Consider the following 22,867-nt stretch of genomic DNA (forward strand, 5'->3'; position numbering starts at 1 on the left):
GGCAAGGACCGGATGAACCGCCTTTCTTCCCCCTCCCTCCCCGGCTCCCGTCCCCGGCGCGGCTTCACGCTCATCGAGCTCCTCGTCGTCATGGGGATCGTCGCGGTGGTCGCCGTCTTCGCCGTTCCCGCGCTTCCCTCGCTCCTCCTCGGCAACGCGCTGAGCCGGGGCGGCCAGGTGCTCGGGAACGAGCTCGCCCTCGCCCGCCAGGAGGCGATGACGGCGAACCGCGAGGTCGAGGTCCGCTTCTACCGGATCTCGGGATCTTGGACCGCGGTCCAGGCGTGGCGCGTCGACACCGACGACAGCGGCACCACCTACACGCCGCTCCGGCACATCCAATACCTCCCCGACGGCATCATCGTGAAGGAGGGCCTCTCCCCCCTCCTCACCGCCGATCCGGCGGTCACCGGTCAGGTCGTCCTCCCGGCCCGGATCACCGCCAGCTACGGCGGCTTCCGCTTCCGTCCCAGCGGCGCGACGAGCGTCGCCGTGACCGACGCGAACAACTTCCTCACCGTGCAGGACCGCAACGCCCAGGGCGATCCTCCCAAGAATTACTACACCCTCCAGGTCAACCCGCTCAGCGGGAAGATCGCGGTTTACCGGCCCTGACGCGCCTCCCCCAACCCATGAGTCACGCCATGAAACTCCCCCCCCGTCGCTCCGGCTTCGCCCTCCTCCTCGTCCTCGGGATGCTCGTCCTCATCGTCGGCCTCGCCGTCGGCTTCCTGATGAGTTCGACGACCGAGCTGCGGAGCGCCTCGGGCTTCGGGGCCACCGTCGCGGCCCGGAACCTCGCCGACACCGCCGTCGGCCTCGTGCAGGGGCAGATCAACCTCGCCGCCACGCAGGGAACCGGCGTCGCCTGGGTCTCCCAGCCCGGCATGGTGCGGACCTACGACACCGCCGGAAGCCTGAAGAAGGCCTACAAGCTCTACTCGGCGGCGAACATGATCTCCTCGACGGTCGACGTCGCCGGCGGGAAATCGGCCGACGAGCCGCCGGCCGCCTGGAAGAGCAGCCCCGCCCTCTGGACCGATCTCAACGCGCCGGTCCAGACCTCCAACGGCAAGGTCTACCCGATCCTCGACGGCAGCGTCGGATCGAACGGCCTGAAGCCCGAGGGATTCAGCCTCGGCACCGTTCCCGGGGCCTCCTCCTGGCAGCCGATCCCGATGCCGGTCCGCTGGCTCTATGTCCTCCAGGACGGGACGATGGTCGCCGCCACGGGGAGCGGGAAGAGCGCCACCGTCGCCGGGGCGAGCGCGGCGAATCCGATCGTCGGCCGCGTCGCCTTCTGGACCGACGACGACTCGTGCAAGGTGAACATCAACACCGCCGGCGAGGGGACCTACTGGAACACCCCGCACACCGTCACCGCCAACGAGGTGAACTGGGGCAAGTATCAGCCCGCGAAGGGCGAGTTCCAGCGTTACCCGGGCCATCCCGCGATGACCTGCCTCTCCTCGGTCCTCGGCGTCTCCCCCTCCCACGCCACCCTGAGCAACGACGATATCTACGCGATCACCCCGCGCATCTCCACCGGCGGCTCGAACGGGAAGACTGTTGTCGCCGGCACGACCTCGACGGCCGTCGGCACCACGATCCCGACCGCCGCCATCGCGGCGAAGACCCAGCGCCTCTACGCCTCGGTCGACGAGCTCGCCTTCAACGTCGCGCGGACCCAGAACTCGACGAAGATCACGCCGACCGACATCGCCCAGGCCCGCTTCTTCCTCACCGCGAACAGCCGGGCCCCGGAGACCAACCTCTTCAACCTCCCCCGCATCGCCTGCTGGCCGGTCTACAGCAACCTCGCCCCGACCCGCACCACCTCCTACGACCAGCTCATCGCCTTCTGCGCCTCGACCAGCGGGACCGCCGGGAACAACCCCTATTATTTCCAGCGCCAGACGAACACCAACCCGACGACCGACATCAGCCTCCCGCGCAACGGAACCCTCTACAAATACCTGCGGACCCTCACGGGCCGGGCGATCCCCGGATTCGGCAACAACTTCCTGACGAAGTACAGCGACGACCGCGACCAGATCCTCACGGAGATCTTCGACTACATCCGCTGCACCAACCTCTACGACGACAGCATGACGGGGACCGGCAAGACCCCCTACACCCAGGCGCCGGGCGCCGCGGGCCACGGCTGGGTGGCGCCGACCGTGAACAACATCACCGTGCCGGTGACGCAGGGCCTCGGTCGCTCCTTCACCCTTTCCTCGTTCGGCATCGGCTTCATCTGCAACGCCGATGCCGCCGTTCCCCGCAGCAATGACCTTGTCAATAACAAGGCGCTTCGGAACACGGGCAACGTGGTACTCGCCCCCGGGGAGAAGGTCGTCCAGGCAATCCTCATTCCCCAGCTCTTCGCTCCCATGATGGGGTATACGACGATCACCCCGTCGATGAAGATGACGATCACCGGTCAGGGGGCGATGTCGCTGACCGCCCTGCCCGGGGGAGGGACGTCGCAGCTCTTCACGGGCACCGCCATCAGCGGGACCGAGAACTACAACGGCCTCCTCAGCTACATCATCAATGGCGGCTCGGGCTGGGGCGGCCATCCCTCCTGGCGTTTCTTCACCAACGCCTACGGCGGGTCCTATCCTTGGGTCAGCGTTCCCGTGAAGCTTGCCGCCGGCACGACGTCGATGCTCCTCGCCGGCACGACCCTCATCGTCACATTCACCGACATCGCTTCGGGACAGGTTTTGCAGACTTTCAATGTTCCCCTTCCCTCGGTTGTCCTGCCGATCCCGGCCCTCGTCAATGATCCGAGTTTGGTCTCGCCCCCGACGACCGATTTGCCGAATTGGTGGAGCTTCGGGGTGAATTTCCCGAACACCAGCGCCTATCCCTCGATTTTCGGCACCTTCCCGGGGCGGCTCTCTTTCGTCAGCTCAAAGGGCCAAGGCGGAGCGACGACGCCGCAGCTCGGCAATCCCGTGATCGACACGTACGACGTCGTCCGCACCGTCCAGCCGGCCCACGGCGACTTCCGCGTCCTCGCCGGTCTCAACAACGTCCCCGCGTCGACCTACATCATCCATCCCGACTACCGGGATACGACGAAGATGTGGGCCTCGACCCTCACCGAGGCCTACAGCACGGCCAGCACCCAGGGTCTTTCCCTCGGCAGCTACTTCCCCAGCACGATCACCGCCGCCCAGTACCGGGGCACCCTGGCCGCGCCCGACATCATCCCCTCGGCCACCGGGACGAACACCCCCGAGGGAACCGGCGACTTCGACAGCGGCCTTCCGAACATCCCCGACGGCGCCTACATCAACAAGCCCGACGAGGGCCTCGGGCCGGGGGCCGCCGGGGCGAGTACCTACTTCGACTACCCGTGGACCGCCAATGCGGCGGGGGTGAACTTCTTCTCCCCGAACCGCCAGATTCCGTCGCCCGGGATGTTCGGCTCCCTGCCTACGGGGGTGAAGGCGGGCGTCCCGTGGCGGACGCTCCTCTTCCACCCCCAGACGAGCCACTTCGGCTCCAGCCATCTGCCCGAGGATCATCTCTTCCTCGACCTCTTCTGGATGCCGGTCGTCGAGCCCTACGCGATCAGCGACCGCTTCTCGACCGCCGGGAAGATCAACATGAATTACCAGATCCTCCCCTTCACCTACATCAACCGGTCGACCGGGCTCAACGCCCTCCTCAAGTCGGAGCGCGTCTACGCGATCCCGAACGCCGACGTACAGCTCGGCTACAAGGTCGGCCCCCAGGTCCCGGCGGTCGACTACCCCGTCGACGCGACGCAGACCCTCGCCCAGTTCCAGACGAAGTTCCAGTCGGGCGACGTCTACCGGTCGGCCTCGGAGATCTGCGATCTCCACATCGTCCCCCTCGGCCTCACGGGGGCCTCCGTCGCGACGATGGCGAACACCACGACGGGCGGATTCTGGGCCGGGATGCGGCTTACCGGGGAAAACCTGCGGGAGCGGATCTACACGACCCTCTATCCCCGCCTCACGACGAAGTCGAACACCTACACCGTCCACTTCCGCGCCCAGTCGCTGAAGAAGGCGGCGGCCTCGATCCCGAGCGCGTGGCAGGAAGGGGCCGATGTCGTCACCGGGGAATACCGAGGCTCCGCCACCATCGAGCGTTTCATCGACGCCAACAACACGAGCATCCCCGACTACGGCACGAACCCCGACGCGACGCCGACCCTCGATACCTACTACCGCTGGCGCGTCATCCGCAACCGGCAGTTCTCCCCCTAGAATCTTTCCGATTTTTCCATGAACGAAACGACTAAGCACACGGGCCGCTTCTCCCTCGGCTGCAATTACTGGGCTTCCCACGCGGGGATCGAGATGTGGTCCGATGCCAACTGGCGGCCCGAGGTCGTCGACGCCGATTTCCGGCTCCTCGCCGAGAGCGGCCTGCGGACTGTCCGGGTCTTCCCCCTCTGGCCCGAATTCCAGCCGATCAAGCGGCTCTACACCGCGATGGGCCGCGCCTGCGACACCGTCCTTCCCGATGACGGCGGCGATCCCGCCCTGCGCCGCGCGGGGGTCTCTCGCGCCGCGCTGGAGAAATTCCAGGTCCTCGCCGACCTCGCCTCGAAGCACGGCCTCGAGCTCATCGTCGGTCTCGTCACCGGGTGGATGAGCGGCCGCCTCTTCGTCCCGCCGGCGCTCGAGGAGAGGAACATCCTGACCGATCCCGCCGCCCTCATGTGGCAGGTCCGCTTCGTCCGCGCCTTCGTCTCCCGCTTCCGCACCCACGCGGCGATCGTCTCGTGGGACCTCGGCAACGAGTGCAACTGCCTCGCCGCGCCCGGTTCCCGCGAGGCGGCCTGGAGCTGGACGGCGCAGATCTCCGACGCGATCCGCGCCGAGGACGCCACCCGCCCCGTCATCTCCGGGATGCACAGCCTCTCCGCGGGCCGCGACGACACGTGGAGCATCGAGGACCAGGCCGAGCTCACCGACGTCCTCACGATCCATCCCTATCCCCCCTTCACGCCCCATTGCGACCGCGACCGCCTCGGGACGATCCGCAGCGGCCTCCACGCGACCGCCGAGGGCTGCCTCTACGCCGACGTCGGCGGGAAGCCGTGCCTCGCCGAGGAGGTCGGCACCCTCGGGCCGATGCTCGGCTCCGAACGGCGGGCCGCCGACTACCTCCGCGGCGCCCTCTTCTCCCTCTGGGCCCACGGCAACGAGGGGCTCCTCTGGTGGTGCGCCTTCGACCAGGACCACCTCGCCTACGCCCCCTATGAGTGGAGCTCCCCCGAGCGCGAGCTCGGCCTCTTCCGCAACGACCGCGCCCCGAAGCCGGTCGTTGCCGAGTTCACGGCGTTCGAGGCCTTCCTGAAAACCGCCCCGGTCCTCGCGCCGCGCCGTCGCCGCGCCGTCTGCATCTTGACCGACGATCAGGATCGTTGGGGCGTGGCCTACGCATCGTTCATCCTATCAAAACAGGCTGGTTTCGAGGTCGAATTCCAGAGCGCCCACCAGCCCCTCCGAGATGCCGATCTTTATCTGTTGCCATCGGTCTCCGGCTTCAACGCGATCCCCCGTGCCTTCGGGATCGCATTGAATAAACGGATCGAATCGGGGGCGACGCTCTATCTGTCGCTCAACGACGGCTTCCTCGCCGACTTCGGACGGGCGTTCGGCATGGAGGTCGAGGCCCGGTGCCAGCGGACGGTCCCCGCCGAGATCGCCTGGGCTGGGGAGATTCATCGTGTCGCCTCGCCCTACCGCCTCGACCTGAACCGGGGGGGGGCCGAAGTCCTCGCCCGGGAGGCCGACGGCAACCCGGCCTTCGTCCGCTTCGCGCGAGGAAAGGGGCAGGCCTACTTCCTCAGCGTGCCGATCGAGCTCGATGCCGTGAAGGCCCCGGGCGCCTTCGAGGAGCGGAATCACGCCGCCTTCTACCGGGAGATCGGCGCGGGAGTCCGGGCGCGGCACGTCGTCCGCAACGGCCTTCCCGGCCTCGGCGTCACCGAGCATCCCGCCGCCGACGGACGCCTCCACCTCGTCCTCGTCAATTACGGGCGGGAAACCCTCTCCTTCACCCCCGACCTCGCCCCCGGCTGGTCCGTCGCCGAGGTGGTGCGCGGACGGCGCGAGGGGGCGGCCTTCGTCGTCCCGCCCCAGGACGGCGTCGTCGTCACGCTGAAGCAAGGATAGCACCAACCCGGGACCGAAAAACAATATGGCGCGGCACTGGCTCTCCCTGGCGGTCGTCTTCCTGGTTTCGGCCCGTCTGCCGGAAGCGGAGGCGCTCACGCTGAGCGACGGCGACGTGGCGGCGAACGACTCGCGCTGGCAGCCGGGATCGATCACGACCAATTCCCAGAACGTCACGAACCCGGTCCCCAACAGCAACCCGAATTGGGTGGGGGCCGGGTACGATTTCTCCTCGGTCGGCTGGTCCCTCAGCTACTACAACGGGCGCTCGACGAACCTCACCCTCATCGCCCCCGGGATCGCTGCGACGGCGGCCCACCACGCGATCGACAGCTCCCCCTTCCCCTCCTCGCCGACGGTCGAGTTCGTCGGGACCCAGAACAATCCCGTCTATGCCACGGTGACCGGGACGATCCAGCTGAAGAACAACGGCTATGCGGGCGACGTCGCGCTCACGACGCTGAACCGGGCGACGACCGATGCCGACCACGTCACCGTCGCCCGCATGCTCGACATCTCGAGCCGGAACTACGTCGGCCAGTCGGTCTTCGCCCTGGGCAGCAACGTCATCACTCCCTACGATCCCCCCGCCGCCATCGGCCAGCAGGTCGGGACCGGCGTCGTCAGCGGTATCGGCAACGCCGGCAGCGACGGCCTCCTCGTCAGCTACAGCAAGGGAAGCAAGGGGACCTTCCTGAACGCCGACAGCGGCGACTCCGGGAGCCCGGTCTTCATCACCTACAAGGGCCAGCTCACCCTCCTCGGCGTCTTCTACTACCCGACCCAGACCAGCAGCCTCGTCCCGATGACCGTCGGGACGACCTCCTACGATCCGGTGACGCCGACGAACGCCCAGCTCGCCCCCTACGGCTACGCCCTCCGCTTCACGATCTACGACGTCCCGACCGACACGGCGAACACCGCCAACGTCTGGACCGGCGGCGGGGGGAGCGGTGCCTTCGGCGCGACCGCGAACTGGTCGAAGGGGAGCGTCCCCGCCGCCCTTCCCGTCGTCTTCGACGGCGCCGCCGCGGGCGGGCAGACGACGGTCTCCCTTGCGGCGAACCAGGCGGTGCGCGGCATGCTCTTCCGCTCCACGGCGGGCGGCAGCGGCTTCACCTTCACCGGGACGAATACCCTCGCCGTCGGCACCACCGGCATCCGCAACGAGAGCGCGGCGACGCAGACCTTCAGCGTCCCCGTCACCCTCTCCGGGGCCCAGAACTGGGAGGCCGAGGGAGGGAACCTCGTCTTCAACGGGACCGTCGCCAACGGCGGGAACCTCCTCGTCGTGCAGGGGGCGAAGGACACGACCCTCAACGGCGTCATCTCCGGCGCGGGCGGCTTCGCGAAGGACGGCGTCGGCGTCGCCACCCTCAACGCCGCGAACACCTATTCCGGCACCACCTTCATCCACGACGGCACGGTGAGGATGGGGGTGAACAACGCGATCTCCTCCTCCTCGGTCGTCCAGTTCGACGCGGCGAACCCGACGGCGAACTTCGACCTCAACGGCCACAGCCAATCGATCGGCGGCCTCCGCTCCTCCCTCCAGGGGACCGGGACGGTGACGATGGGGACGGCGGGGCTGACCACCGGCTCGGCCAACCAGACCGAGACCTACGCGGGCGTCTTCGCGGGCTCCGGCACCCTCACGAAGACCGGGGGCGGCACGTGGACCCTCACGGGGGACAGCAGCGGGACCTTCAGCGGGAACATCGTCGTCAACCAGGGGGCGCTCTTCCTCGGTACGACGGCGGGAAGCGCGACCGGGACCGGCACGGTGACCCTCGCGTCGGGGAACTTCGCGACGCTGGGCGGGACGGGCCTGATCGCCGGATCGGTGATCCAGCAGGCGGGGACCTATCTCTCTCCGGGCACCGGCGGCATCGGGACCCTCGCCGTCGGCGGGAACTACACCTGGAACGGCGGCTCCACCTTCATCTTCGAGCTCGGTGCCTCGGGCGCGGGGGACCGCCTCGACCTCGGGAGCGGCTCCCTCATCAAGGGAACGGGAACCGGCTACTCCCTGCGTCTCACCGACCTCGGCGGGGCCTCGGGCCTCTACACCCTCGCCACCTTCGGCAGCACCACGTTCACCGCGGCCGATTTCAGCCTCAGCTCCCTCAGCACCGTCCACGGCACCTTCATCCTCAACGCCAATTCGCTCCAGTTCCAGCTCGCCGCCGTCCCGGAGCCCGACCCCTGGATCCTCCTCGCCTCCGGCGCCGTCCTCCTCGCCCTGGCCGCCGCCCGCCGCCGGGCGACGGCCTGACGGATCTCCTTGCCCCCCGATTCGGGACGGGCATAGTGGTCGCCTCGCGAGAGCCTTGCGCGGCTTCGGGCGGTTAGCTCAGTGGTAGAGCGGCTCGCTTACACCGAGTTGGTCGGGGGTTCGAATCCCTCACCGCCCACCAGGCCCGGCGCGGCCGGCTACTTCTCCTCGGTCAGCTTCTGCAGCTCGCCGATGAGGAGGTCGATCTTCTTCAGGTCCTTGCGGCGGCCTTTGGCGGGCTTCACCTGAAGGGCGTCGATCAGCCGGATCGCTTTTTCCTGTTTCTTGACCGACTGGCGGTGGAGGCCTTCCTCGGTCTCCTCGATCTCGCGCCGGAGGCGAGAGAGGAAGCGGCGGGAGGTCTCGTCGAGGATGGTGGCGAGGGCGTTGATCCGCTCGCGCAGGAGGACGTCCCCGGCGGGGGCCAGCGGGACGGGGAGGGAGGCGGGACGGGCCTGCTTCCGGACTCGAGGCTGGGTCGGCTTCGCTTTGCGGGGGGACGGCTTTTTCATGGCGATGTGGGGTCAGCTTATCCCGCCTGGGTGGTGAAGAGCAACTCTTCCCCCTTGGCGTCGACTTTCACGGTGCTGCCGTCCTTCACCTCGCCGGAGAGGAGCTTCCGGGAGAGGGCGGTCTCGAGTTCCTTCTGGATGAGCCGCTTCAGCGGGCGCGCGCCGTAGACGGGGCTGTAGCCGGCCTTGGCGAGGTGGGTCTTCGCCGCCGCCGTCAGGGTGATGGTGATGGCGCGGTCGTCGAGCCGCCGCCGCAGGGAGCCGATGAGGAGGTCGACGATCTTCGTGATCTCGGCGAGGGTGAGGGGCTTGAAGAGGACGACGTCGTCGATCCGGTTCAGGAACTCGGGACGGAAATGGGAACGGAGTTCGCCCATGACTTTCTCCCGGGTCTTTTCAGGGATCTCGCCATCCTCCGTGGCCCCTTCGATGAGATACGGGCTCCCGATGTTCGAGGTCATGATGAGGAGGGTGTTCTTGAAGTCGACGGTGCGGCCCTGGGAGTCGGTGAGGCGGCCGTCGTCGAGGACCTGGAGCATGATGTTGAAAACGTCGCCGTGGGCCTTCTCGATCTCGTCGAAGAGGATGACGGTGTAGGGGCGGCGCCGGACGGCCTCGGTGAGCTGGCCGCCCTCCTCGTAGCCGACGTAGCCGGGAGGGGCGCCGACGAGCTTCGCGACGGAGTGCTTCTCCATGTATTCGCTCATGTCGATGCGGACGATGTTGTCCTCGCTGTCGAAGAGGGCCTGGGCGAGGGCGCGGGCGAGCTCGGTCTTCCCGACGCCGGTGGGGCCGAGGAAGAGGAAGGAGCCGATGGGGCGCTTCGGGTCCTTCAGCCCGGAGCGGGCGCGGATGACGGCGTCGGCGACGGCGCTGACGGCCTCGTCCTGGCCGATGACCCGCTCGTGGAGGATGGCGTCGAGGCGGAGGAGCTTGTCCCGTTCCCCCTCGAGGAGGCGGGCGACGGGGACGCCGGTCCAGCGGGCGACGACCTCGGCGATCTCCTGCTCGGTGACCTCCTCCTGGATGAGGCGGGCCGACTTGTCGGAGCCGTCGGCCTTCGCGGCGTCGGCCTTTGCCTTTTCCTCGGCGGCGGAGATCTTCCGCTCGAGCTCGGGGAGCTTCCCGTAGCGGAGTTCGGCGACCTTGTTCAGGTCGTGGTTGCGCTCGGCCTGGTCGATCTCGATGAGGAGCTTTTCCTGCTCGCCCCGGAGGGTCTGGAGGCCGGTGACGCTCGCCTTCTCGGCCTGCCACCGGGCCTTCAGGGCGTCGCGGTCGGCGCGGACGTCGGCCAGCTCCTTCTGGAGCGCGGCGAGGCGGGTCTTCGACGAGGCGTCCTTTTCTTTCTTCAGCGCCTCCTGCTCGATCTCGAGGCGGAGGGTGCGGCGTTCGAGGGTCTCGAGTTCCTCGGGCATGCTCTCGATCTCGGTCTTGAGCTTCGCGGCGGCCTCGTCGATGAGGTCGATCGCCTTGTCGGGGAGGAAGCGGTCGGCGATGTAGCGGTGGGAGAGGGTGGCGGCGGAGACGAGCGCGCCGTCCTGGATGCGGACGCCGTGGTGGAGCTCGTAGCGGCGGGCGAGGCCGCGGAGGATCGAGACGGTGTCCTCGACCGTCGGTTCGGCGACGAGGACGGGCTGGAAGCGGCGCTCGAGGGCGGCGTCCTTCTCGATGTACTTCCGGTACTCGTCGAGGGTCGTCGCGCCGATGCAGTGGAGCTCGCCGCGGGCGAGCATCGGCTTCAGCATGTTCCCGGCGTCCATCGAGCCCTCGGCCTTCCCCGCGCCGACGACGGTGTGGATCTCGTCGATGAAGAGGATGATCTGCCCCTCGGACTGGGTCACTTCCTGGAGGACGGCCTTGAGCCGTTCCTCGAACTCGCCCCGGAACTTCGCCCCCGCGATGAGGGCGCCGAGGTCGAGGGAGACGATCTTCTTGTCCTTCAGGCTCTCCGGCACGTCGCGGGCGATGATCCGCTGGGCGAGGCCCTCGACGATCGCCGTCTTGCCGACGCCGGGCTCGCCGATGAGGACGGGGTTGTTCTTCGTCCGGCGGGAGAGGACCTGGATCGCGCGCCGGATCTCGGCGTCGCGCCCGATGACGGGGTCGAGCTTCCCGGCGGCGGCGGCCTTCGTCAGGTCGCGCCCGTATTTCTCGAGCGCCTCGTAGGTCGCCTCCGGGTTCGCGGTGGTGACCCGCTGGTTGCCCCGGACCTCGGCCATCGCCTTGAGGAAGGCGTCCTTCTTCGCCCCGAGAGCCTTGAAGATCCGCCCGACGGGGGTCGACGACGCCTCGTCGAACATGGGGAGGATGAGGTGCTCGACCGAGACGTAGTCGTCCTTCAGCCGCTTCGCCTCGTCCTGGGCGGAGACGAGGAGCTTGTTCAGCCGCTGCGTGATGTGGACGCCCGCCGACTGCCCCGCGCCGGTGACGGTCGGGAGCTTCGCGAGCTCGTCCTCGAGCCGATCCTGCAGGACCTCGGCGGGGACGTTCGCGCGGGAGAAGAGGCGGGGGGCGAGGCCCTCGTCCTGCGCCAGGAGGGCGGCGAGGAGATGCTCGACATCGACGGAGGCGTGGCTGCGGCGGGCGGCCTCGGACTGGGTCTCGGCGATGGCGACTTGGGCCTTTTCGGTGAACTTGTTCGGATCCATGGTTTCGGTTCCCTAAGATACCCCCTTTTCGATCCCATTCCAAGAGGGGGTTCTGCTACTCGATGGGGGAGAGGAAGATTTTACGCCGCTTCGAACCGGACGGGGCGCTGCGCTTCGGCTTCGAGGAGATCTTTCTTCTTCTCCGCCATGGCGCGTTCCTCGTCCCAAGCGCCGCCCGGTTTCGGCGTCACGAGGACGACGATCTCCGTCGGCGCGATCCGGGCCCGGAGCGTGGCGATCCGTTGGGTGTGGGTCCGGTCGAGGGCGTCGGCGATGCGGAGGAGGCCGCCGAGGACCGAGACGGTCCGACGGTGGTCGGGGGGAAGAGCGGTGTAGGCGGCGTGATCGGGCCGGGGGACGCTCTTCCGGTGATAGCGGGCGATCTGGGCGACGAGGGCGATCTCCCCGGGCGGGAGGGTCTTCCATTTCCACTCGCCGATGAGGCGGGCCGATTCCTTGTGGTGGCCCCGCCCGTCGGGGGTCTGGGACCAGCCGATGTCGTGGAGGAGGGCGGCGGCGCGGAGACGGAGGCGGCAACCCTCGCCCCGCCCGTGCCACGGGGCGAGGGCGAGGAAGAGGGCGTCGGCGAGGGCGGCGACGTGGGTGACGTGCTCAGGCTCCTCCTCGTAGCGGGCGACGAGGGCGGCGACCTCGGCCTCGGCCTCGACCGCGACCTCTTGGGACGAGGCGGGGAGGGGCGGGGTCACTTCCCCTCCGTTGCGGAGGAAGCGGGGGCGGCCTCGGCGATCAGGCCGTCGAGGACGCCGTAGCGGAGGCCGCGGACGCTGACGGTGAGGCGGCTCGCCTCCAGCAGCTTCAGCGTGGCGAGGAAGACGGCGAGGCCGGGGACGAGGATGTCGGCCCGCTTCGGCGGGAGGCCGGTGACGTGGCGGAGGGAATCGGCGTCGAGCGCGGCGAAGCGGTTCAGCTCGCAGGCGATCGTCTCCCGCGTCAGGACGTGGAGGTGGACCTTCGAGGGATCGTAGTCGGGGAGCTTCAGGGCGATGGCGGCGGCGGCGGTGATGGTGCCGCCGGTGCCGACGACGGGGCGGTCCCGGCGCTCCCGCGCGTAGTCGGCGAGGATGGGGGCGAGCTGTTCCTCCAGGCTCTGCGCCATCGCGTCGAGGGCCCCTTGCGGGACGGGGTAGCCGGGGATGAAGCGTTCCCGCAGCCGGACGCAGCCGAGGGGGAGGCTGACGCGGCGGGCGATCTTCCCGCCCGCGCCGAGGATCCACTCGGCGCTGCCGCCGCCGACGTCGACGGCGAGGAGGTCGCCCTCCTCGAACGTCGTCCGGTGGCCGCCGGAGCGGATGCCGCGATAGACTCCCTCGGCTTCCTCCTCCCCGCTGAGGAGGGTGACGGGGAAGCCGAGGGCGACGGCGGCCTCCTTCAGGAAGGCCTTCCGGTTCCGGCTGTCGCGGACGGCGCTGGTGGCGACGGCGCGGGAGTGGACGGAGCCGGGCGCGTTGGGCGGGACGCCGAGGCGGGCGGCCTTGCCCGCCATTTCCTTCAGCGAGGCGAGGGTCCGGTCGATCGCTTCCTGCTTCAGCTCGCACGTGGCGATGAGGTCCTCGGCGAGGCGCGTGGTGTGGCTCTCCTCGGCGAGGACGAGCGGCGGCTGGCCGGCTGCCCGGGCCTCGGCGACGAGGAATTTGACCGAATTGCTTCCGATGTCGTAGACGGCGAAGCGCAGGGGCTCTTTCATCGGTCCCCTACTTCGAGCCGATCTTGGAATGGGCGGGGGGCTTGTCGAGGCCGCTTTCCAGCCGCTCCTTTTCCTGCGCGGAGACCGGGTCGATCCAGAGGTGGACGTCGGGGATCGGGGCGTTCTTCGGCGGATTCTTTTTCCAGACCTCGCGGTAGGCCTGGCGGTAGGCGGCCCGCTGCTTCTTCGGATCGTCGCCGGAGTAGAGGGCGTTCATCCGCTTGGCGATCTGCCAGTCGGCGACGGCGTTGTCGGGCGTCGAGTGGTAGAACTCGAAGTAGGCCTGGTTGTAGGCCTCCTCCTGCTTCTTCGGATCGGGGCCGGAGTAGAGCGCCGCGGCCCGCTCGACCACGGCCGGATCGGGCCGCCAGCCGGTGCCGTCCTCGTGGACCTGGGCCGCTGCGCCCGCGCAAAAAAGAACCCCGACGGCGCACGCCACTAGGAAGAGGGCCGTCGGGGTTCGGTTCATCGGTTTTGAATGGCTGGCGGTCTAGTGGCCGCCGTGGCCGCCGAGGTGGGGGCCGAACTGCTGGAGGAGGCCGCAGAGCAGGAAGAGGAGGCCGCCCGCGCCGCCGACCAGGCTGACGATCCAGTAGCGCCGCCGCTTCGTGAGGACGGAAACGGCACTCACGGCGATCGCGATCTGGAAGAGGATGACGCCCTTGGAGTAGGTCTCGTGGTTGTGGAGGGCGGCGTTCGACTCGTGCTCGAACTCGGTCGCCGTCTCCTTGATCTTTTCCTGCTCTTCCTTGTAGCGGGTCTGCTCCTCGCGGTAGTTCTTGATCGATTCCTGCGACTCCGGGCCGGGCTTCGAGAGGAGGGTGAAGAGGTCGGCGCTCGCCTTCGCGGTGTTGCCCTTGAGGCCCTTCGCCTGGTAGTAGCTCCACTGGTCGGAGGCGAGCTGGCGGTTGATCAGCGCCTCCGTCTCGTTGAAGCCGCTCAGGAACGCCGAGAGGGCGGCGAGGACGGCGAGGATGACGGTGGAGAGGGCGACCCACGAGGCCCACTGGGGACCGGAATGGGCGGCGTGGTGGATGTGTTCTTCGGCTTGTTCGGTGAGACCTTCGACTTCTGACATAGGTCTCCGGATGATAGAGAAGGCTCCCTGGGAAGAAAAGTAACAAATCGGCGACAATCCAGCCAAACCGGACCGGGTCTTGCTCAAAGGGGTGCAATCGCGTAGCATCGTCCCTTTTTGCCCCCATTCCCGCCCCTTCCTCCTATGTCCTTCGAGATCCCGCCCCTCCCCCCGCACGTCCTGCGGGACACGACGGCGATGCTCCTCCTCATCTTCGCCAACGGCTACTTCGTCGCCACCGAGTTCGCGATGGTCCGCGTCCGCGCCACCCAGCTCCGCCCCCTGGTGAAGGCGGGCGACTGGCGCGCCCGGATCGCCTACCGCGTCACGCAGAACCTCGACCGCTTCATCTCGGCCGTCCAGCTCGGCGTCACCTTCATGAGCCTCGCCCTCGGCTGGCTCGGCGAGCCCCTCGTCGCCTCCGTCGTCGATCCGTGGCTCGCCCCCATCATCGCCTACATCCCCTTCGTCGGGGACCACGGGGACGTCGTCTACCACGTCCTCTCCTTCCTCGCCGCCTTCGGCATCACCTCCTCCCTCCACATCGTCCTCGGCGAGCTGGTGCCGAAGACTGTCGCCCTCCACCGGCCCCGCTCCCTGCTGCTCTGGTTCACCCCGCCGCTCCTCCTCTTCTACTACGTCTTCTTCCCCCTCATCTGGGTGTTGAAGACGATGGCCGGATGGATCCTCCTCCTCCTCGGCGTGAAGTCGTCGAAGGAAGAGCACGGCTTCAGCCCGGAGGAGCTCCAGGACGTCCTCGCCACGTCGAGCCACGCCCATCCCTCCGACGTCCTCATCAACCAGATCATGATCAAGGCCCTCCGCCTGAAGGAGACGACCGCCGAGCAGGTCATGGTCCCCCGGGAGAACGTCGCCGTCCTCTGGCGCGACGCCCCGCTGATGGAGAACCTGAACTTCGCCCAGCGTTCCGGCTACAGCCGCCTCCCCGTCTGCGGATTGGGGAAGGGGGACATCGTCGGCGTCCTCATGGTGAAGGAACTCCTCTGGCAATACACCGTCCTCGGGAACCAGACCGAGGTCGAGCCCCTCGTCCGCCCCGCCCTCACCTTCCTCCCGAAGACGAAGCTGCCGACGATGCTCGAGCTCTTCCGCAAGTCGCGGAACCACCTCGCCGTCGTCCTCGACGCGCAGGACCGGATGGTCGGCATCGTCTGCTTCGAGGACGTGCTGGAGGAACTCGTCGGCGACATCCGAGACGAGTTCGACATCGAGAAGGGCCCCTTCTACGAGCTGAGCGAGAGCGCCGCCCTCGTCGACGCCGGGATGCTGCTCCGCGACCTCGCGAACGAGACGGGCTGGCCGATCCAGGCGAAGGGCCGCGAGACCGTCCGCGAATGGGCCATCGCCCAGTTCGGCCATCCCCCGTCGAAGCGGGCGCAGACCGACGTGGCCGACCCGAATTCGGCCATCGTCCTGCGGCTGATCGCGGAGGAGGTCGGGGCGCAGGGGTTGCGGCGGTTGCGGTTGTTGAAGTTGAAGCCGGCGGAGGAGGCGGGGGAGGAGTAGGGGGGCGGCGCGTTTTTTGCGCTGTTTTGCGGGGTGCCCTTTGGGGCTGGCGGGGGCGACCCGGTACAGCTGGAGGCGATCCGTTTTATAGCCCAAGAGGGGCTTCGCCCCTCCTGGAACCTCCTGTTCTGAGGGCCTGAACTAGGCGGACGCGCTTGGGCGGTGCCTTGTCTCCGAACTGGATAAAAATCCGCTGCTTCCTGGAGCGCCCGAGGGTACGGATTGCGGGGGGAGACGGGGCCAATACGCCCTGACTCCTATTGGGAGAGGGGCGCTTGGGAGACGTGTTTAGGTCAGGCGGCGGCGGAGTCCGGCTTTCCACTGTTTCCACTTCCGTCCCAGGGGGCCGGGGGGGTGGTCGATTTCTTTGATCCACTTCTCTGTGTGCCGGAGGAGGGCTTCCTTTTCGGCGGCGGGGCCGTGGTATTCCTTCGTGACGTAGTCGTGGAACCAGGCGAGGTGGCGGCGGCGGACGGCCCCGGCGTCGCTCTTCATCGTGGCGCAGTTCGATCCGGGCCACTGCCGGTACCAGACCAGGGGCTCGGGGTTGACGACGATGGGCCACCGGAGGCCGACGTAGGCCCAGAGGAACTGGTCGTCGGCGAGGATCGAGGCCGCCGAGGTCAGCGCGTCGGCGGCGACGACGCACTCCCGGGCGATGAACGTCGTCGTGTTCCCGGCGCTCGTCTCGTAATCGTTGTCGTAGAAGGAATGGAGGATCGAGGGCGGCTCGTGGAGGCCGGGGCTCGGCATCCGCTGGACGAAGCTGCGGAGGTTCTCGATCGGATCGTCCCAGAAGTAGACCATCGGGCAGTAGACCATCCCGGGACGGTCGCCGAGCGTCGCCTTATAGAGGGCGTACTGGCGTTCGAGGAAGAGGGGGTGCCAGAGGTCGTCGGAGTCGATGAGGCCGAGGAGCGGCGCCTTCGCCTCGCGGGCGCCCCAGATGCGGGAGGGGTAGACGCCGAGGCGGGCCGGTTCGCCTTCCTTCCGGACGTCGGCGTAGCAGAAGGCCCGGATCCGTTCCGGCTCCCGGGCGGCGAGGGCCTTCACCCATTCGACGGTGCCGTCGGTCGAGCCTCCGTCGACGAGGACCAGTTCCCAATCGGTGAAGGTCTGCGCCCGGACGCTCTCGACGGCGGCGGGGAGGTGTTTCAGGGAGTTCAGGAAATGGATGACGACGGAAACGCGGGGGGCGGGGGAGCTCATGGTGCGATCGGTGCGGGAGTGAGGGTCTCAGGGTGGCATATCGCCGCGTTGCGCTCCAGCTATTCTCCCTTACTATTCATAGGCGTATGGAAACGATCCTCGATGTCGAAGGGATGACCTGCTCCGGCTGCGCCCGGAACGTGCGGGAAGCCCTGGCCGGGGTCGAGGGGGTCGAGCTCGCCGAGGTCGACCTCGAGGGGAAGAACGCCGTCGTCACCTGGGCCGAGCAGCCGGAGGCCCCCGTGGTGGGGCGCGGCGGGGAGATCGAGGGCCGGGCCAAGGCGCGGCGGAAGGCCGAGGAACGGGAGCGGGCGGCCCTCCTCGTCCGCGCGGTGAAGCAGGCGGGCTACGGCGCGAAGCCCCGCCGGGAGCGGGAGCCGGGGGAGCCGGGCCGCGTCGACCTCGAACCGGCGGAGCGGACCGGGAGCCTCTGGAGCGCCCCGCTCTTCTTCCTCGGCATCCCTGTCACCGTCACCCTCATGGTCGCCGAATGGGGTTTCGACGCGAACAACGGGAACGCCGGGGGCGGCTACGGCTGGCTCGCCTTCGCCCTCGCCCTTCCGGTCCAGATCGGCCTCGGCTTCCCCTTTTACCGGAACGCCTGGCGGCAGCTCTTCCGCAACCGCCTCACGATGGACACCCTTGTCTCCCTCGGCAGCACGGCGGCCTTCGGGCTGAGCCTCTACGAGCTGGTCGGGTTCGTCGCCGGGGGCTCGACCGGCCACCTCCACGTCTCGTTCCTCGAATCGTCGTCGATCCTCACCCTCGTCGGCGCGGGGCATTGGCTGGAGGGGCGGCTGGCGACCCGCTCGGGGGCGGCGCTCCGGGCCCTGCTCCGTTCCGTGCCGCAGAGCGTCCTCCGCTTCCCCGGCAGGGGCGGGGCGGGGGGCCCGGGCGAGGCGGTCGAGGTTCCCCTCGCCAGCCTCGCGAAGGGCGACCTCGTCCTCGTGAAGCCGGGGGACCGCATCCCGATCGACGGCGAGATCGTCGAGGGCTACGGCGCGATCGACGAGAGCCTCCTCACCGGGGAATCGCTCCCGGCCGAGAAGGGGCCGGGGTTCCCCGTCCGCGCCGGGACCTTCAACACCGACGGCCGCCTCGTCGTCCGCGTCGACGGCCTCGGGTCGGAGACCGCCCTGGCCGGGATCGTCCGCGCCGTCGAGCGGGCGCAGAGCAGCCGCGCCGAGATCGAGCGCCTCGTCGACCGCGTCAGCCGCTACTTCGTCCTCGTCGTCATCACCCTCGCCATCCTCACGTTCTTCGGCTGGGGCTTCCTCAGCGCGATCGGCTGGGAGGCCTCCCTCCTCCGGGCCGTCGCCGTCCTCGTCGTCGCCTGCCCCTGCGCGATGGGCCTCGCCACCCCCGCCGCGCTGATGGCGGCGGCGAACGCGGCCTCGCGGCGGGGCATCCTCTTCCGCGACGCCTCGGCCATTGAGAAGACGGGGAAGATCGACACCGTCCTCTTCGACAAGACCGGAACTTTGACGGGGGAATTGACGGTGAAGGCGGTCGAGTTCCCGCCCCGGGCGAAGGGCGAGGCGCCCGTCCTGCCCCCCTCCCTCTTCCCCTCTCTCGTCCGCGCCCTCGCCGCGCCGAGCCACCATCCGCTCTGCCGCGCCCTCGTCCACCACTACCCGAAGGCGGCCCCGCTCGCCGTCGAGGGCTGGCGGGAGGAGCGGGGCGCGGGCGTCGTCGGCCGGTGCGAGGGGCGGACCGCCCGCCTCGGCTCCCCGGCGTGGCTGATCGCCTCGGGCGTCGTCTTTCCCGACGCCTTCCTCCCCCGCCTCGGCGGTGGTCCCCTCGCTCTCGCGATCGGGGAGGAGGTGGCTGCCCTCATCACGTTCGTGAAGCCGGTGCGGCGCGAGGCGGCAGCGGTGATCCGCGGGTTGGAGAAGGACGGCTACGCCGTCTACATGGTGACGGGGGACGAGGAAAGCCCCGCCCTCGCCGTGGCCCAGGAGGTCGGCATCAAGGGGACGCGGGTCTACTTCGGCATCCGTCCGGAGGAGAAGGCCGACCTCGTCGTCCGCATGCGGGCGGTGGGCGAGGGGAGGAAGGAGAAGCGCGTCGCCTTCGTCGGCGACGGGATCAACGACGGCCCGGCCCTCGCCGCCGCCGACCTCGGCATCGCCGTCCTCGGCGCCTCCGACGTCGCGCGCGAGGCATCCGACATGGTGCTGTTGACGCGCGATCTGGAGGCCGTCCCCGAGGCGCTCCGCCTCAGCGCGGCGACCCTCCGCGTCATCCGGGAAAACCTCTTCTGGGCCTTTTTCTACAACGCCGCGATGGTCCCCTTGGCGATGATCGGAATGGTCCCGGCCGTGGCCTGCGCGCTCGCGATGGGGCTTTCCGACCTCTGCGTGATGGGGAATGCGATGCGGCTGCTGCGCTACGGGCGGAAGGTGCGGGTGAAGGAAGTGCGGTCGTAGGGGGGCGCTTGGGGACGCGGGGTTCATCCCAAGCGTTTTCTCTCCGATGGGAGTCTGGGCGTATTGGCCCGTCTCTCCTTATAGCTCGTACCCTCGGGCGCTCCGGGAAACAGCGGATTTTAAAACAGTTAAGAGACAAGGCGCCGCCCAAGCGCGTCCGCCAAGTTCAGGCCCTCCGAAGGGGAGGTTCGAGGAGGGGCGAAGCCCCTCTTGGGCTATAAAACGGATCGCCTCCAGCTGTACAGGGTTGACCGCGCAAGCCCCGAAGGGCTGCCCCGCTCCCTTGCCTTCCAAGGAAGAGGCCGCATCGAAGCAGCATCCATGGAAGAGATACGCACGGGGGAAATGGATCGCGGCGGAGGGGCAGCCCTTCGGAACCGGGTACATCTCCCTGTACAACTGGAGGCAACCCGCGCGTCTAAAGATGCAAGAGGGGCTGCGCCCCTCCTGCACCGCCCCCTCTGATGGGCCTTGGTGTAGATAGGGCGTGATCCAAGAGGCCTTATCTCCCATAAGCCCACTCTACTCCGCTGGATCTAACCTCGATGAGGGCCGAGGCCTGGGAGGAGCATCCCGAGGCACCCCCCTCTACCCCGTGGCCATCAACAGCGGCAGCAATCGTGCCGCCGCCCGCTCGTTCATCACCCGGCCCTCTTCCCGTTCCTCCTCCGTCCGGGTCGGCAGGGCGGGATGATCGAGCCGCGCGAGGAATCGCTGCACCGGGCGCTCATACAACTCGCCTTCGCCCCTACCCGACGTCGCGCCGCACAGGTCGCCGCCCGCGAGGCGTCCGGCCTGCCGCACCTGCGCCACGGCCCAGGCCACGTCGTCGAGGGTGAAGAGGCCGTTTTCCCAATCGGTCTGGGCTTCCTGCGGGCGGAGGCAGTCGAGGTCGACGGTGATGTAGAAGCGGCGGCCCTGGCGGGCCTTGAGGAAGTCGAGGAAGGCCTTCCGCCACGTCGCCCGCTCCAGCCACGGCCAGGCGTCGGGGGCGAGGGCGGGGAAGCGTTCCCGCCACGGGAAGAGCCGGAGCCGTCCCTTCCGGACGGCGCGGCGGTTCCCCAGCAGGCGGACGGGCCAGTTCAGCTCCATGTTGCCGCAGCCCCAGACGGCGGCCTCGGCGACGAGGGGGAGGTCGAGCGCCCGGTTGATCCATCCGCCGCAGGCCCAGCGCGGCGGCGTCCAAGCCCAGTCGGGATGGTTGTCGAAGGAGAGAAGGACGAGCGGCTCGGCCTCCGGGTGACGGGCGGCGGTCGAAATCCGCTGCAGCCAGACTGCGGCGAGGTGGTGGAAATCGCCCGATCCGTAGAGGATCGGGAGGCCCCGGTATTCGGGAAGACAGAGGGTCGGGAAGAGCTCGTCCCGGAGGGCGGCGAGGGACGAGGCGGGGGCGCAGAAGCGGAGGGCCGGGCCCCATTGCCGGAGGGGGATCGTCGGCAGGGCGGTGGAGCCGATCTCGGCGGCCAGGGGGCTCCAGGCCCCGTCGAGGTCGATGTGAAGGGCGACAGGCACGCCTGACCACCCCTTAAAAGTGGTACATCGTCGAGGCCCCGATGTAGTGGCGGCCCGTCTTGTCGACGCCGACGCGGGTTTCCTTGAAGGAATCGGCGTCGTAACCGTAGGTGAGGCCGACGCTGATGTTCTTGCTCAGCGCCTGCCCGAGGGTGAGGTCGCCGACGACGAAGGAGGGGCTGTTCCCCGACTGGCCGAAGCGGGCGTAGATCAGCTTCGGCCCGAAGTTCGCCTCGAGGGAGCCGCCGGGCCAGATGTTCTGGCTGCCGTGGAAGTGGGGGTAGAGATGGCCCTGGCTGCGGGTGCCGTCGGTCTCGCCGAGGTAGACGCGGTCCGGGTTGGCGACGATCTCGCCCTCGATGACGATGCCGAGGTTGCCGCTGATCCACGGCTGCCAGAGCTGCTCTCCGAGGCCGCCGACGCCGTAGGTCGTCTCGTTGCTCGTCTTGAAGGCGGTGCTCCGGTCGTAGACGCCCGAGTCGCGCTCGCGGACGAAGGTGTAGACGCCGGTGTAGAAGCCGGAATCGCGGACCTCGGGCCGGGGGTCCATCCGGCGCAGGTCGACGTCGACGAGGAGGCGGCTCTCGGTCTCGAGGTAATCCTTCGGCTTGAAGGGGGCGCTGATGGCGTGGTCGTTCCCCTCGTGGAAATGGTTTTCGGTGAGCCGTTCCGAGAGCTCGATGCCGACCGCGTGCGTCGCCTGGTAGCGGGTGAAGACGTAGGGCCCGAGCGTCGTGATGTCGTAGCCGGGAACGAAGTTCGACGAGGCGGGGATGACGGGGTTCCCCTTGCTCCCGCGCTCCCGGATGCTGGCGATGTTGTAGTCGAGGCCGAGGCCCGCCGACCAGGCCGAGCCTTCGATGTTCCGCAGGGAGAACTGGAGGCTCCGGCCGAAGTCGAACTCGATCGGCGTATTGAAGACCTCCCAGTCGAAGAGCTGCTTCGCGCCGAAGTAGAACATCGGCGTCGCGTTCGCGTCGATCTTCTGGAAGTTCTTCCCGGCATAGGCCCCGCCCATGACGCCGACCATCCCCTGGATCGGATAGTCCTTCTCGATCATCCGGCTGAGGGGATCGGGATTCTCGGCCAGCACGTCGCCCAGGGGGAGGAGCGGCGCGGCGAGGAGGAGGAGGGAGAGCCGCTTTTTCATCGGGCGGAGGCGGGCATGAATTCGGCCGCGGCGGAGACGGGCGCGGCAGAGGACTCTGCGGTGGGCCCGGTGCGGAGGGGGATCTGTTTCCCGAGGAGGGGGACGATCCCGGCGAGAGTCGCCGGGGTGTAGGGGCCGTCGACCATCGCGCCGCCCGACCACTTCGTGAGGTCGAACATCCGGAGGCCCGTGCGGAATTTCACGAAGAGGCCGGTGACGGGATGGGCCGCATCGATCGGCGGGAAGGCCCCGTAGGAGAGCTGGAGCTGGCCCCCCTTCTCGACGTGGCGGTAGCCGTGGGCCGCCATCTCGGCGACGAAGGCGGCGCGGACCTGCGCCCAATCGGCGTCGCTCAGGCCGTTGTAGTCGGCCTCCCCTTCGAGGGGCTCGAAGGAGAAGGTCTCGTAGCGGGAGAGGGAAAAGCCGTGGGCGCAAAAGACATCGCGCGTTGTCCCGCCGATGACGGCGCGAGCGGGGGAAGGGGGGAGGGTCGCCAGGGTAAGCACGGCGAGGCTCAGACCGACGAGGCCCGACATCTTTCCCTTCCGGCCCCTTGAAAACGGGTTCCATCCCGCAATCGTTTTCACGGGCGGGAGTTTTTCAGAAGGAGTTATAAAAACAAGTACAACTCGCTCAAGCGGACTGAAATGAG

Annotated in this window: 16 protein-coding genes and 1 tRNA gene; 7 read left to right on the forward strand and 10 right to left on the reverse strand. The window is 68.6% G+C overall.

All coding sequences use genetic code 11. The features are described from left to right. Window positions 1–12: 12 nt before the first annotated feature. The 5 genes from vccD to BLU04_RS06435 all read left to right on the forward strand — a co-directional run bounded on the left by vccD (window position 13) and on the right by BLU04_RS06435 (window position 8,587). Entirely contained in the window at window positions 13–615 is a 603-nt protein-coding gene (vccD, locus tag BLU04_RS06415; RefSeq protein ID WP_093283673.1) for a Verru_Chthon cassette protein D, read from the forward strand. A 29-nt stretch (window positions 616–644) separates the two neighbouring features. Further along, window positions 645–4,250, forward strand: a complete 3,606-nt coding sequence (gene vccA / locus BLU04_RS06420; RefSeq protein ID WP_162274648.1) for a Verru_Chthon cassette protein A — start codon at window positions 645–647, stop codon at window positions 4,248–4,250. A gap of 18 nt (window positions 4,251–4,268) precedes the next feature. Further along, window positions 4,269–6,170 carry a glycoside hydrolase family 2 TIM barrel-domain containing protein gene (locus BLU04_RS06425; RefSeq protein WP_093283678.1) on the forward strand — a complete coding sequence of 634 codons (1,902 nt, stop codon included), beginning with the start codon at window positions 4,269–4,271 and terminating at the stop codon, window positions 6,168–6,170. A 25-nt stretch (window positions 6,171–6,195) separates the two neighbouring features. Further along, window positions 6,196–8,445 carry an autotransporter-associated beta strand repeat-containing protein gene (locus tag BLU04_RS06430; RefSeq protein ID WP_093283681.1) on the forward strand — a complete coding sequence of 750 codons (2,250 nt, stop codon included), beginning with the start codon at window positions 6,196–6,198 and terminating at the stop codon, window positions 8,443–8,445. A 67-nt stretch (window positions 8,446–8,512) separates the two neighbouring features. Beyond that, window positions 8,513–8,587, forward strand: a tRNA-Val gene (locus tag BLU04_RS06435). Window positions 8,588–8,603: 16 nt separating this feature from the next. On the opposite strand, the gene BLU04_RS06440 is transcribed toward BLU04_RS06435, so the two are convergent. From BLU04_RS06440 to BLU04_RS06465, 6 genes are all read right to left on the reverse strand, one after another. Beyond that, window positions 8,604–8,957: a hypothetical protein gene (locus BLU04_RS06440; RefSeq protein ID WP_093283683.1), complete on the reverse strand. Its 354-nt coding sequence runs from the start codon at window positions 8,955–8,957 to the stop codon at window positions 8,604–8,606. Between the two features lie 17 nt (window positions 8,958–8,974). Then, on the reverse strand, window positions 8,975–11,605 hold the full coding sequence (clpB, locus tag BLU04_RS06445; RefSeq protein ID WP_093283686.1) for an ATP-dependent chaperone ClpB: 2,631 nt from the start codon (window positions 11,603–11,605) through the stop codon (window positions 8,975–8,977). Window positions 11,606–11,685: 80 nt separating this feature from the next. Then, entirely contained in the window at window positions 11,686–12,312 is a 627-nt protein-coding gene (locus tag BLU04_RS06450) for an HD domain-containing protein (RefSeq protein WP_093283688.1), read from the reverse strand. Next, entirely contained in the window at window positions 12,309–13,310 is a 1,002-nt protein-coding gene (locus BLU04_RS06455; protein WP_093283691.1) for a hypothetical protein, read from the reverse strand. The genes BLU04_RS06450 and BLU04_RS06455 overlap by 4 nt, the downstream gene beginning before the upstream one ends. Before the next feature lie 7 nt (window positions 13,311–13,317). Then, on the reverse strand, window positions 13,318–13,779 hold the full coding sequence (locus BLU04_RS06460; protein WP_093283694.1) for a hypothetical protein: 462 nt from the start codon (window positions 13,777–13,779) through the stop codon (window positions 13,318–13,320). 21 nt (window positions 13,780–13,800) lie between these two features. Beyond that, a complete protein-coding gene (locus BLU04_RS06465) occupies window positions 13,801–14,388 on the reverse strand; it encodes a DUF4337 domain-containing protein (RefSeq protein WP_157895166.1) in 588 nt (195 codons plus the stop codon). Between the two features lie 144 nt (window positions 14,389–14,532). Here BLU04_RS06465 and BLU04_RS06470 point away from each other — a divergent pair, with 144 nt between their 5' ends. Further along, window positions 14,533–15,915 carry a hemolysin family protein gene (locus BLU04_RS06470; RefSeq protein WP_231964905.1) on the forward strand — a complete coding sequence of 461 codons (1,383 nt, stop codon included), beginning with the start codon at window positions 14,533–14,535 and terminating at the stop codon, window positions 15,913–15,915. Window positions 15,916–16,203: 288 nt separating this feature from the next. Here BLU04_RS06470 and BLU04_RS06475 read toward each other — a convergent pair whose 3' ends face one another. Then, window positions 16,204–17,124, reverse strand: a complete 921-nt coding sequence (locus tag BLU04_RS06475) for a glycosyltransferase family A protein (RefSeq protein ID WP_093283699.1) — start codon at window positions 17,122–17,124, stop codon at window positions 16,204–16,206. Between the two features lie 86 nt (window positions 17,125–17,210). Here BLU04_RS06475 and BLU04_RS06480 point away from each other — a divergent pair, with 86 nt between their 5' ends. Further along, window positions 17,211–19,553 (forward strand): cation-translocating P-type ATPase, encoded by a 2,343-nt coding sequence (locus tag BLU04_RS06480; protein WP_093283701.1) that lies wholly within the window; start codon window positions 17,211–17,213, stop codon window positions 19,551–19,553. Window positions 19,554–20,141: 588 nt separating this feature from the next. Here the strand turns inward: BLU04_RS06480 and BLU04_RS06485 are convergent. From BLU04_RS06485 to BLU04_RS06495, 3 genes are read right to left on the reverse strand one after another with little or no spacing between them, the layout of a single operon-like run. Next, window positions 20,142–21,065, reverse strand: coding sequence for a hypothetical protein (locus BLU04_RS06485; RefSeq protein WP_093283704.1), 924 nt, complete (start codon window positions 21,063–21,065; stop codon window positions 20,142–20,144). A 13-nt stretch (window positions 21,066–21,078) separates the two neighbouring features. After that, window positions 21,079–22,215: a hypothetical protein gene (locus tag BLU04_RS06490; protein ID WP_093283706.1), complete on the reverse strand. Its 1,137-nt coding sequence runs from the start codon at window positions 22,213–22,215 to the stop codon at window positions 21,079–21,081. Next, window positions 22,212–22,802, reverse strand: a complete 591-nt coding sequence (locus BLU04_RS06495) for a DUF4136 domain-containing protein (RefSeq protein ID WP_157895167.1) — start codon at window positions 22,800–22,802, stop codon at window positions 22,212–22,214. The genes BLU04_RS06490 and BLU04_RS06495 overlap by 4 nt, the downstream gene beginning before the upstream one ends. Window positions 22,803–22,867 lie beyond the last annotated feature (65 nt).

It is taken from the genome of Verrucomicrobium sp. GAS474, from assembly GCF_900105685.1.
In the GTDB taxonomy this organism is placed as follows: Bacteria; Verrucomicrobiota; Verrucomicrobiia; order Methylacidiphilales; family GAS474; genus GAS474.